The organism is Natronobacillus azotifigens (assembly GCF_026805325.1).
In the GTDB taxonomy this organism is placed as follows: Bacteria; Bacillota; Bacilli; order Bacillales; family Amphibacillaceae; genus Natronobacillus; species Natronobacillus azotifigens.
The window spans coordinates 157,664-169,585 of sequence record NZ_JAPRAT010000004.1 but is presented as its reverse complement, the minus strand read 5'-3'; the positions used below and the strand labels follow the sequence as shown (position 1 = coordinate 169,585).

11 protein-coding genes are annotated in these 11,922 nt (G+C 37.7%); 3 read left to right on the top strand and 8 right to left on the bottom strand.

The features are described 5' to 3' along the window. Window positions 1–268 precede the first annotated feature (268 nt). Window positions 269–961, top strand: a complete 693-nt coding sequence (locus tag OWO01_RS03710) for a nuclease-related domain-containing protein (RefSeq protein WP_268779083.1) — start codon at window positions 269–271, stop codon at window positions 959–961. A gap of 768 nt (window positions 962–1,729) precedes the next feature. On the opposite strand, the gene OWO01_RS03705 is transcribed toward OWO01_RS03710, so the two are convergent. The 6 genes from OWO01_RS03705 to OWO01_RS03685 form a co-directional block, all read right to left on the bottom strand. Beyond that, window positions 1,730–2,161 (bottom strand): TrmH family RNA methyltransferase, encoded by a 432-nt coding sequence (locus OWO01_RS03705; RefSeq protein ID WP_268779082.1) that lies wholly within the window; start codon window positions 2,159–2,161, stop codon window positions 1,730–1,732. A gap of 110 nt (window positions 2,162–2,271) precedes the next feature. Then, window positions 2,272–2,358 (bottom strand): hypothetical protein, encoded by an 87-nt coding sequence (locus OWO01_RS16110; protein ID WP_418936195.1) that lies wholly within the window; start codon window positions 2,356–2,358, stop codon window positions 2,272–2,274. A gap of 247 nt (window positions 2,359–2,605) precedes the next feature. Next, window positions 2,606–3,394: a TraX family protein gene (locus OWO01_RS03700; RefSeq protein ID WP_268779081.1), complete on the bottom strand. Its 789-nt coding sequence runs from the start codon at window positions 3,392–3,394 to the stop codon at window positions 2,606–2,608. 102 nt (window positions 3,395–3,496) lie between these two features. Next, on the bottom strand, window positions 3,497–4,006 hold the full coding sequence (locus tag OWO01_RS03695; protein ID WP_268779080.1) for a hypothetical protein: 510 nt from the start codon (window positions 4,004–4,006) through the stop codon (window positions 3,497–3,499). A gap of 387 nt (window positions 4,007–4,393) precedes the next feature. Beyond that, complete coding sequence (locus OWO01_RS03690) at window positions 4,394–5,302, bottom strand: cyclic di-GMP-binding domain-containing protein, MshE-related (RefSeq protein WP_268779079.1); 909 nt, start codon at window positions 5,300–5,302, stop codon at window positions 4,394–4,396. Next, the gene (locus OWO01_RS03685) at window positions 5,295–5,681 is read right to left on the bottom strand and encodes a response regulator transcription factor (protein ID WP_268779078.1); all 387 of its coding nucleotides are present in this window, start codon (window positions 5,679–5,681) and stop codon (window positions 5,295–5,297) included. The genes OWO01_RS03690 and OWO01_RS03685 overlap by 8 nt, the downstream gene beginning before the upstream one ends. Window positions 5,682–5,948: 267 nt before the next feature. Here OWO01_RS03685 and OWO01_RS03680 point away from each other — a divergent pair, with 267 nt between their 5' ends. Beyond that, on the top strand, window positions 5,949–6,320 hold the full coding sequence (locus OWO01_RS03680) for a GNAT family N-acetyltransferase (protein WP_268779087.1): 372 nt from the start codon (window positions 5,949–5,951) through the stop codon (window positions 6,318–6,320). A gap of 51 nt (window positions 6,321–6,371) precedes the next feature. Beyond that, window positions 6,372–6,818, top strand: a complete 447-nt coding sequence (locus tag OWO01_RS03675) for an ASCH domain-containing protein (RefSeq protein WP_268779077.1) — start codon at window positions 6,372–6,374, stop codon at window positions 6,816–6,818. Between the two features lie 93 nt (window positions 6,819–6,911). Here OWO01_RS03675 and OWO01_RS03670 read toward each other — a convergent pair whose 3' ends face one another. Then, window positions 6,912–7,157: a DUF2316 family protein gene (locus OWO01_RS03670; RefSeq protein WP_268779076.1), complete on the bottom strand. Its 246-nt coding sequence runs from the start codon at window positions 7,155–7,157 to the stop codon at window positions 6,912–6,914. A gap of 314 nt (window positions 7,158–7,471) precedes the next feature. Next, on the bottom strand, window positions 7,472–11,542 hold the full coding sequence (locus OWO01_RS03665; protein ID WP_268779075.1) for a pullulanase: 4,071 nt from the start codon (window positions 11,540–11,542) through the stop codon (window positions 7,472–7,474). Window positions 11,543–11,922 lie beyond the last annotated feature (380 nt).

The following is an 11,922-nucleotide window of genomic DNA, read 5'->3' as shown; positions in this document are numbered from 1 at the left end:
AATAAATTTTACAATTATAAATAATTAAATAGACGTAAATCAAAAAACGATTTAATTCTACATATATTCTTATAATAATACATTCCTTACGATTTCACACTATTTACTTTTAACATAAACAAAAAAGAACAGTACCTCTTACAGACAATCACTCACAGCCAGATCCCTTAATAAAAAGACTACTACCTTCTGCTTATCTATGATAAGGTTATGACAAGAGTATTCACAAATATTAGGTGATTACTATTCTTTGGAAGGAGATTGTTCATTGCGTATTTTACTTGGATTATTTTTTCTAGGTTTTGTTACAGTCTTTTTACTGAAATACCTTGAGTTTAAGCATTCTAATTACAAATCAGCAAGTGGAAATGGTTTTCTAAAAACATTATTTGATAAGGGGAACTATGGGGAATTTCTTACCTTTCTAAAACTGGAGCGACTAAAAGGGTATAATAAGATAATGTGTAATCTTTATATTCCAAAAAAAGATGGTACAACAACGGAAATTGATCTACTTCTATTATCTGAAACTGACATCTATGTCTTTGAATCGAAAAACTATAGTGGTTGGATTTTTGGTGACGAGAAGAATAGAAATTGGACCCAAACGTTGCAAAATAGAGAAAAGAATCGTTTTTATAATCCCATTTGGCAGAATAAAGGTCACATTAATGCATTAAGTGCCTTTCTAGAAAATGATCATAATCACCTTTATCAGTCCTATATCATTTTTAGTGAGCGTTGCACATTGAAAAAAATTAATATCACGTCTGCTAATGTTAAGGTAATAAAAAGAAATAATCTACTTAAACAAATGAAGAACGACAAGACTAAACTTAATAATCTATTGAAACCTGATCAAATTGAATCTATTTATAAAAAGCTAAAAAATTGTTGTTTGGTAGATGACAAGATTAAAAAAGCACATGTTGAACAGATACAAGTTAAAAACAATCGATAAAAATTTTCATTCAATTAGAATAAAGTACCTAACAAATCTTTTGTCTTGTAGTTATTACTTTTTATGGGAGGATCTGTATCATGACTGTTTGGTTATTTCGCGCAGGAAAACAAGGTGAATTTGAAAGCAAATTCCTAGAAGATGAAAGAGGGTATCTTACTTGGGATGACCTTAATATAGATTTAAATACATAGAGTCAAAAGAAATTCTATTTTGAAGTGGGAGTCTTAGGGACGGTTGCTCCGGGATAAAGACTTCAAGGGCCAGAACCTCCCTGCAGACAATAGTCCACAAAGAGGATCTGATCCCTTGATTATTCTTAAACTAGCTTACTATCCATAGAAGGATTCAGAGTGATCTGTTCTGGTCGATCGGATAGAATTAAGTGAAAGACACCCTTTTGTGTATGAACACAAATTTTATACGTCTCAGTATTTCTGGCACTCTATTTTTGTAAGTTTTTTCAGCTACCGCGCTCTCGCTTGTTCTCAGGTAAGTAGTTGGTAGGTTCTAAATTTGGGGAGGATTTTCTTGGACACCGAGAGCGATTATTCTTGAAGTTGATGGACGGCGCATCGCAGCAAGTATGAGTTTCATGCCACATGATATTGATTATATTTCTAATAACGGCATCTCGGGTCATTTTGATGTGTATTTTGGTAATAGTACAAGACATGTCGATGGACAGGCCGATGCATCCCATCAAGCACAGGTTGAAAGAGCAGCAGGTATAAGATAATAAAAGCTCCCGAGTATAGGAGCTTCTTTTTATCTGAAATCTAATTTATTCAATTGCATTTGATACATCATAATCCCTGCAGCAATACTCACATTGAGCGACTCTGCCTTACCATAGATCGGAATCCGGACGAGCAGATCAGAATTTTCGATTAACGATGGATTGACTCCAGCTCCTTCATTCCCAACGATTAAAGCGACTTTTTCTGGCCATTGAACAGTCTGAACGGGAACAGCTTCTTCCAAAGTTGAAGCGCAAATCGTTACATCATTCTCTTTTAATTGATCAATTTTACCATATAGGTCTGCTTCAATAATCGGTAGATGAAAGATCGTCCCTAAGTTGCCTGGATCTTGAACACTATCTAATAATAATAACCGATTCTTTGAAAAATTGGCCTCTGTTTTTGTTTTGACAATCGCTAAAATTCCTTGAGGCGTTTTTGTCTGAGCTAAGTGCATGAAAACATGATCACTCACATATTCGACAGATTGGCTTGATAGATCGACATTTGGTTCAAAACCTTCCGCAATACTATTGTATCAATCGCCCAATCACTGTTGATGGCTTCTTAAACAAAGTGTGCTCCTTCCACTATGAAAGAGGCTTGTTCTTTACGATGTTTGTTCTGTTTGAGCTTAGCCCAATTTTTAACCATTTGATTTTTCGTTGAGGTAATCATGTCCCTCATCCATTAAGATTATTATTGTTTCTATCATACATAGAAGAAACAAAGATGGTCAAACTATTTAATATAAAATCTTTCTTAAGAAAGGCTATTGACCGATAACACTCAAGAAGAGCTTGAAGCAAGGATCATTGATGCAATCGAAAGTGCTGAAAAAATGTTGCCAGCACAAAATTTACATCCGCGAGAACAACAGGTGTACATCCATCATTTATAATTATTTAGGTAATACAAGTGTGCCTATATACCAAAGTATTACGATGTGTAGAGGGTAAAATATGTAGAATAAGTACTTTAAACCGATTCCTTTTTTACCATTGTATAACAGTAAGAGAGGTAATGCGAAAATCATCATCCATTGATAGCCAGGAAATCCAAACAAATGTTGGTAGAATCCATCAAGACGCCACCCCCATCTTCGCACAGAGTAAAACATTGCAAGACAATAAAAACTATAACCCGCAGCAACTGTCCATCTATTATCGTTTGCAAAATAAAAGGAAACACCTAGTAGAATTAAAAGAGGACCACCCTCAACTACAAGAACATTCCCAGAAATTTGACATACCAAAATTGCGAATGGGGTAGGTAGAAACCCAAAAACTTCCAGTAAGCCAAATAGGATAAAAGAAATAAATTGCCAAGCAAAGAACAATAGAAATAGTTTTATCCTCTTATTTTCCAGTAGCATAATTAGGAATGCTATTAAAAATAAAGTAGAGAAGAAGTTCAGTTCAAGATACGGACCGCTCAAATCTGTATAGTAAATACGTAAATTTATAAATAGATTTATAAAGCTCATTCCGACTGCAGCTACGCCTAAACGTACCAAATACTTTATCCTATTGGACGTGTTTTTAAAACCGATAACTACGCAATAAATAAAGACTGGCGCTGCGATCCTTCCTATCCACCCCATCCATTCTGGCGTCCCCGATATGAATAATCCATAATGGTCAATAAACATGGCGATCAGTGCAATAATTTTTAGATGAGTACTTGTCATGAATTTTCTCCCTTCATGTAAATGTGTGACATAAAGACAAACGCCAAAGAAAAACTTTAGCGTTTGAAAAATAGTATTCTACTACTCTATATTTTAATTATTTTATCGTATGCGTCCTGAAAAATTACTAGGAGCATGAAATTTTAGATAATAGCTATTTGAACTGCTCAACCCGGTTTGGCTCGCAAAAAGGCTTGCGCCAGGACTCACATTCCAAGTTCGAACTGTAGTGTCCCAAATAACATTCTTCTGCATAAGATCTACCCTAAAAGTGTCACTCCGGGAATTATTAATTCTAACACTATACGAACTCTGACCAGTCAAAAGATAATCTGTGTACAAAGTAGACCTTTGTGCTGTCCCTTGAAAGTCATATTGACCCCTGATACTCATATCCCATTCATTACGCGGAACACCTAAACCCAATGGGGAAATTTCTCCTTCTCCCTCATCTACGTAGGCGGGTAGTTCGGGAGACACTCCGACGTTTTCTAGCACTTCTGATTCGTCGTCGTGCTTAACTTCAGATGATTCTTGTGCGGATACGGCGGTAAACGAAACTAGCACAGCAAAAATAGCGATTAATATTACTGAAACTGACAGTTTTCTCATATTAGCCCTCTCTTTGGTATTTTCTAGTACATTATACCGCAATAAACTGAAAAAAAAACAAAAAAATGAAAAAATTGATAAATGAATTCTTTTTATGAGAGAAAGTGCCTTTTGATCCTATTAAACAAGGGGATTATCAGTTTGTTAATCTATCATTAGGTTCCTGCGTTTACCTATTTATTTCTATTGTTTTGCTGTTTATCCATATCCTTATGGTGCTTACGCAACCGTTTTGCATAAGAAGGGCTCATGATCACATCGCCAAGTCTGTATATAATACATTACTTGAGATTTCACACTATTTACTTTTAACATAAACAAAAAAAATCAGAACCTCCCTACAGACAATAGTCCAAAGAGGATCTGATCCTTTGATTATTCTTTATTTTATACTAACTCACTATCCATAGAAGGATTCAGAGTGATCTGTTCTGGTCGATCGGATAGAATTAAGTGAAAGACACCCCTTTGTGTATGAACACTAATTTTATACGACTCTCCTAACACGGTCGCATCTTTCACCACTTCTTGTGGCCTCATGTGAAGTTCTGTTCCCCAATTGGACATGTTCACCAAATAGATACCATTATGCAAATTCAGAAATTCAGCAACAGATGCTTGTGCAAGCTCGTCGACTTCTGTTAGTTCTTCTTCTGCATGGATGGAAGCGATCGTTAGGAACACATCCTCACTAGCCGAAATTGCGGTAAACAGCGGATTTTCACCTATAATATTCTGATAAACAAGCCAATCATTTTCCAAGTCTTTTTCTTGACTAACTTCTATGTATGCTTGATCATCAATAAATCGAATCATATTTTTCGCGAAAAGTGTCACATATTTCCCAAATTTTTCATTCCCTGCATGATCCAATGTGTTGGTTATTAATTTTTCAATATTGCCATTCTTCATTGCTTCGAAGTGCTCATCTGATAAACTGTTTTCTTTTTTATACGTCTCCAACGCATCGCTAAATTGTTGGATTGTCATATAACCACGATCAACCAGTGCTTGCGCTAAAAACAGGTGACTTTGTTTTTGATTAGAAAGGAGCAATTGTACTTGTTCATCCGTTAAAAATCCAAGTTCAACGGCAATTTCTCCAAAACGCTTATCCACTTGCTTTTGTTTTTCATGTACTTCTTCCACTTGAAGAGGCGTCATATAACCTTCTTCAATAGCAATTACCCCAAACTTCACATGAACAGACTGCTGAAATTCAAGGGCATCTGCTAACTGTTCTCTCGTAATAAAGCTTTTATTTAATAAAAATTGTCCGAAGTACTGACTAAACATCCTGCTCACACTCCTTAATTATCTTCCCGATGATGTTTGTTACTGCCTCGAGGGTAACCGGTTTTTGAATAAAATCATAAGCACCCTTTTCAAGCGCCTTCTTTAAATGTTCTTTCGTTCCTGCCGAAGATGCCATAACCACTTTCGTCTCTGGACTACTATCCATTATTTCCTGCAATGCCTCCATTCCATCCTTATCTGGCATTACAATATCCATGAAGACTACATCAGGATTCTTTTCCTTCACCAAGTCGATTGCTACATTCCCATTTTCCGCCTCGTAAATTTCTTCACATTTACATTTTTCTAAATTACTTCTTAATTTTTTACGAATTAAAACAGAATCATCACAAATTACTACACTTAGATTATTTCCCAAGGTTTTCAATCCCTTCTATTGGTTAAATGAAAAACGTTCACTTAAGATTACTAGTTCTACAGACCTAGGCATTATTCCTTCTGTTTTTACAATATTTTTAGAGCACAAACACTTTCTATGGGCAACTGTCCATAGAAAGTGGATGATTCCTTATTCGAAGTTATGGTACACTTTACTTGCAGATTACTGGCAAAGGGTGAGGATTTCTTGGGTCAAACAATCAAAGCACTACAAACAAAAAGCGAAGTCAAAACCTCATTTCCAATTATGAAACAGCTCCGTACCCATCTGGATGAAGATACCTTTCTCAGCTTAGTTCAAGAGGCTCAAGAAAGAGATCAGTACCATCTGTTTGCGCTTTATCAAGAAGAAGTTATGGTGGCACTAGTAGGATTCAAACCAATGATTACCCTCTACTATGGGCGGTTTGTCTGGGTATCCGATTTGGTAACTACTACAGACCAACGATCAAACGGATATGGAGCTAAGCTATTACACTATGTTGAAGAGTGGGCAAAAAAGCACAACTATCCATCTATCGCCCTATCTTCTGGATTACAGCGAACCGAGGCGCATCGTTTTTATGAAGAGAATATGGATTTTGATCGTGTCAGTTACGTGTTCAGAAAATTGGTGTAAGAAGAATGAGAATGAAAAATTAAGAATGAAGTTATTATGGGGGCCTCTAACATGAACAAAGAAGCAACGGTGTATTGGGAAAATTATTGGCAAGAAAAAAAACAAACTCCTCCGGCAAATTATACCGCTTGGCAGTTTGGCGCAGATCCAGATACATTGGCACAGCTTGTATACGATGGAAAAAAGACCGCGACATGCTCTGCTCTCATCTTTTATGAAGTAGAGAACGAACCGCTTCCTATTGTCGGAGAATATAGTGTAATCTTAGATAGTCAAGATAAGCCTGTGGTGATTATCAAAACCGTGGAAGTAACCATTTCCCCAATGAATCAAGTTCCTGAAGAATTTGCTATCGCTGAAGGCGAAGGTGACGGCACGTATGCATATTGGTGGAGAGAGCATGAAAAGTTTTTCACCGAAGAACTAAAAGAGTTAAATAAACCTTTTCAAGAAGATATGCTGTTAGTCTGTGAAAGATTTGAAGTCGTGAATAAGTGAATGCAAGGAGAAAAACGGTCAGACCTTTCTTATGGACGGTTGCCTATGTTAGAATCTGACCGTTGATTTATTTATAATCGAAACTTCTGTTCCCTATCCTTCGTATGAATCACTGCTGTATGGTATTTTGCCTTGTTCCTCTAACTTCTCTTCCAAATAACTACGAAGACGAGATATCGCTTTTTCATCACAGGTAGGACCTAGTTTCATCGTTTCTTCGTATTGTTCATGACTGAAGGCTAGATCAGCCTGAATAACTTCTGGTGTCAAACCAGCATGTTTAAAATTCTCTCTTAGTTCCCTAGCTACATACTTCTGTTCTTCCCGCGTTAAACTCATTTTTTCACCTCCAAGTTTCGTTGTTCTCATTTTTCCCAACTATTTGTTTTTTACTAAACTGTCTGATTAGCCCGAATGTTGTTGGGTTAATCATTTGTCAAAAAAATCCACTCTAATAATTGAAGTCGGCATTTCACTTTATACTGTTTTTGTGAAGTGATTAGCAAACGTTACATTTTCGTTTAGTCTTTTTTAAAATTTCATAAAGCTTTTTCGAAATCGTTCCCACAAGCTCATCTTAAGAACAAGAGGAAACCCCTCCCTACAGACTATTGTCCACAGAAAGGGGCTGATCCTCTTCGTCTAATGAAAAATTATGCTTTTTTACGCTTGGAGCCGTAGATAGCTAATCCGGCACCAGCAAGTAAAATCAACGCGCCCACTAATAAGTAATTGTATAGCGCTGTTGCTGTGGATGGTAATCCGTCTGTTTTCCCTTTAGATTCTTCATCTGACGGTTCCGTTGACGCATCTGACTCGTCATCGTCTTCTGAATCATCATCTGCTGGTGTCTCACCTTCTGCATCTTCTTGTTCACCTAATTGAGCTTCAAGTGCTTCTACTCGCGCTAGAAGTTCTGCAATAAGTGCGGAGAGACGCTCATCATTTGCCTCAAGCGCTTCTATGTCAGCTCGCAAGTCAGTAACTAATTGCTCAAGGTCGGTAACGTCTTTCCCTAATCGTTCTAGTTCCTCTACACGTTCTGTTAATTCTTGAATTTTTCTTTCCAGATCGGCAATAACATCTTCTACATCATCTTCGAAAACACCATAGGTTGAAAAGTGTGATACCGTTAGACGGATAACACCAGCCTCAGGATCTGCTTCTCCACCTTGACGTTCCCAATTGTCGCCACTTAGATAGTAGATCGATACCCAATCAACAATGGTATCATAGCTTAATTCTAATTCGAAATCACCTTGATAATTTTCATAACCTTCTGGATACGTTATCTCTACAGATAGGACATCTCCAGCTCTTTTTAACTTTTTACCAGAGTCCGATTTAGGATCACCTAGATCATCGTCATCTAAAAATACCGCGCTTATTTTCGTCCCTACCGGCAATGTAGCAGGTGTTTTAATTGTTGCTCTCTTGTCATCCCCTTCAATAATCACGGTTTGATTAGGAGAGATAACATGTTCCTCACCAGTTCCGATTGTTATTTCGGTTTTTTCATCGTCATCAGATGGATCTGGGGCAACTTCTGCGTCCAAGCGAATAACCGTTGCTGTTAATGGAGCTAATTCAATAGATCCTTCTGTTAAGGTAACACCAACCGGATCACTGATTGGCTCTGTACCCGCGGTTACACCATCGACGAGGATATCACCTGCTGTATAGTCTGCTGTTAACGTTAATGGACGTGTTTTGTTATCAGCATTGACGAATACAACGTACATATCGCCATCACTATCAATAGCCTGGTAGCCAATAATTAGATCTTCAGAACCAATTTCCGGTGCTTCAATCATGGAAACAAATTGATCAATTTCTTCCATTGTTCCACGGCTAAAGGCATCTGTTGATCGACGTAAAGCGATTAAACCTGTTGTATAACTTTGCGTTGTTGTGTTGATCGGATAGGCTACCTCATCCGTTGCCTTCGCCCAATCAAATTTGTTGATTGCATCAGTTGAATCATAGGAATCATGGATGAAATACGGATACTCAAATGGTTCTCCATTTTCATCTGTCATAAATGTTGATTTGTATGGTGCCTCTGATGCAGGTACTGCTTCTTTATAATCTGGATGTCTAAACTGTTTTGTTCTACCAAATTCTTGTCCCGCATGAATAAAAGGTGTACCTTGTGCAGTTAACACCATTAAATTTCCCAAACGAATTCGCTGGTGAATTTCTTCTTGATGATCTTTTGGATCTTTTTGAATCGATTGCGCAATAACATCATGTAATGTTAAGTTGTCATGTGCCGCAATATACGGAACGACATCACCAGGGTTTGTTGCTTTAAAATTATGTGGATTTGCCGTTAAGTTATCATAAATCTGCTGGATATTACGAGCTCCACCGGTTAGGAAGCGTGGTTGCCCTTCACTACCAAAACCTGATTTCAACTCATTACGGAACTCATCTGAGAAGGAACCTACGCTTTCTGTGTCCTGCATCCAATGTTGATCAGCTGGTTGGACGTCCGGATAATTCTCATCTCCAACATAAGTTACCCAACCTTCCCCAATCATAACGATGTTCGGGTTAAGTGCTTTTGCTTCATCATATGCTATTTGGATTGACTCAGCATCATGATCTCCCATCATATCAAAACGGAAGCCATCTACTTTATATTCTTCTACCCAATAAGTGATGGAGTCTACTAAAATGCGACGTGCCATTTCATGTGTTGTTCCTAAGCGTCCACCACCGAAACTTTCGCGAGATGTGCCATCGGCGTCCATAAAGTGATAGTAATTAGGCTCTAAATCTTCAAAAATATGAACACGTGCGGTATGGTTATAAACAACATCTAAAATAACACCCATTCCACGACGATGAATCTCCTCAATTAACAGTTTAAATTCTTCAATACGTTTCTGTGGATCTTCAGGATCTTCCGAATACATACCTGTTAATGAGAAGTAACTTTGTGGATCATAACCCCAGTTATAATTATTATTTGTTGATGAATAATCAAGTAATCGCTCATGGTTATTGAATTCATTTGCAAAGAAATAACTCATAACTGGCAGTAATTGAACATGAGTCACACCAAGAGATTCGATGTAATCCAATTTTTCAACAAAGGCACTAAACGTACCAAACTGACTATCCAATTTACCTTCTAAAGATGGGTCAGATGTAAAGTCACGAACGTGCACTTCATAGATAATTGCATCTTCTCTCTTTTCAAACCCTTCAATATCTGCAAAGTTTAATTCTGGACCAATAGCACTCGGATCAACGATTGCTGCTTTTCCAATATAATTATCTGGGTTCGAGCTATCCCACGCTGCCATGGATCGAGCATAAGGGTCAAGCGCTAGTACCGTTTCCCCTTCGCGCTCAATAGCAAAATGATAGAAATAACCAGTAAGGTCTGCGATAGCTGTATTGGATTCATTTAATTCAATGGACCAAACACCGCGATCCCCTAAGGTCATCTCTAACTGATCATTAACAACCACTTCTTGGTCATCCTTGTCATATAACACCACACGAATATTATCTGCACTTGGTGACCATAATTTTAACGCTGCTGAACCATCTTCCCGTAAATCTAAACCTAAATCTCCATCATAAGCATACATTTCATCTTTCAAACGCCAACCAACACGTGCAACGACTTCACGGCCGTTATGTGTAATCGTAAATGGCGCATGATCTAACGAAAAATCACCTTCTACTATGATCGTCTGATTGTCCTCATTAATTGTAACTTTCGTTGGTTTAACCACATCTCCGTTAACATTAACAATAGCAAGCTCTTCTAATAATTCTTCCTCAGAAAGCCCTGTTACCGTACTGTAAGTCAATTCGATTTCTGAATCCGACAAGACTTCTGCACGTAACAAGCCTTCCTCCGTTGCAAAGTAAGGGTTTGTATACACATTCGGATCTCCTTCACGGACGAAAATTTGACTATGTTGGTCTAAATTAGCAAACGACATATCGCTTGTTTGCTCACCGGTTGCTTTATTCAAGAGTAAAAATCCGATCTCCTCAGCATCTTCAGATAGAGGCAGATCATAAAAGCCACCATATTTTCCTTCTTCTTCAAAGAAGTGAGCGCCATCTGGCCAACCATCAGTCGCTTCAGCTACGTCACCCCAAGTCCATAAGCCCCAATTACTATATTCACCGTCTGCACGATGATAATTAACTCGGATTGCGTTTTCCAAGCGAAGGGGTTCATATGGATAAATTTCATGATCTACTGTAATCCATGCTTCATTCATCTCCCGACTGAGTACCCTCATGTCAAAGTCATCTGTTTGTGCGCCTTGATTGGTATTGATTAAGAAACCAAAATCCTCTCCCGGACCTGCTAGTTCGATGTCGAAATAATGGCCAAAATCAGTCTCAACTGCATTAGAAAAACGCATAGCTCCTGTGGGCCAATTATCCGATGGGTTAGCCACATTCCAAACCCAAAGGCCCAACTCATCTAGTCCATTTACATTTAACTGGTTAAAGAAACTAGCTTCTACATCTTCAAAATGAAGACGGAAATAACCATTTGGTATTTCATCACTAACTTCGGCCTCCGTTGATAAAAGGCTTAAACTATTCTCAGGAATTGCTTCTGTTACGTTACTCGTTTCTGCATACGCACTTGTAGCAGGAAACGCGCTTGATAACATACTTAGTAATAAAACAAAAATCATACTCATTGCTGTGATGCGATTCATTTTCCTTTTGCTTGTCATAATAAACCCCTTTCACGATAATATTTTTGAAGAATGGCGATAGCAACCTCCTTCCTTTATGCAGTGAAAAAGCGCCAAATATGCAATCGGTTGCATTCTTAGACAAAAAATATTGCACAGATAATATGTCACAACCTATGCAAACGCTTACATTGAATATTTTACTATTGTTTTTGTTGATTATCAACCTTTTCCCTAATTTTTAAAAAATAATATACCGAAAACCCAACCTACTTTTTATTCAAGTCGGATGGGTTTTCTTCACTATTATACTTTTTTACGTTTAAAGCCGTATAAAGCGAAACTTCAATCAGTGGGGGTTTTTAGGTATTCCCCCACTGATTGTTAGTCCTAAAGGATGACCTAAAGGCCTTTGAACC

Excerpts from the sequence above, each read along its gene's own strand:
- OWO01_RS03700 (WP_268779081.1), bottom strand. The coding sequence starts at position 3,394 with ATGACAAGTACTCATCTAAAAATTATTGCACTGATCGCCATGTTTATT.
- OWO01_RS03675 (WP_268779077.1), top strand. The coding sequence starts at position 6,372 with ATGAACAAAGAAGCAACGGTGTATTGGGAAAATTATTGGCAAGAAAAA.
- OWO01_RS03695 (WP_268779080.1), bottom strand. The coding sequence starts at position 4,006 with ATGAGAAAACTGTCAGTTTCAGTAATATTAATCGCTATTTTTGCTGTG.
- OWO01_RS03680 (WP_268779087.1), top strand. The coding sequence starts at position 5,949 with ATGAAACAGCTCCGTACCCATCTGGATGAAGATACCTTTCTCAGCTTA.
- OWO01_RS03665 (WP_268779075.1), bottom strand. The coding sequence starts at position 11,542 with ATGACAAGCAAAAGGAAAATGAATCGCATCACAGCAATGAGTATGATT.
- OWO01_RS03690 (WP_268779079.1), bottom strand. The coding sequence starts at position 5,302 with ATGTTTAGTCAGTACTTCGGACAATTTTTATTAAATAAAAGCTTTATT.
- OWO01_RS03705 (WP_268779082.1), bottom strand. The coding sequence starts at position 2,161 with ATGCACTTAGCTCAGACAAAAACGCCTCAAGGAATTTTAGCGATTGTC.
- OWO01_RS16110 (WP_418936195.1), bottom strand. The coding sequence starts at position 2,358 with ATGGTTAAAAATTGGGCTAAGCTCAAACAGAACAAACATCGTAAAGAA.
- OWO01_RS03670 (WP_268779076.1), bottom strand. The coding sequence starts at position 7,157 with ATGAGTTTAACGCGGGAAGAACAGAAGTATGTAGCTAGGGAACTAAGA.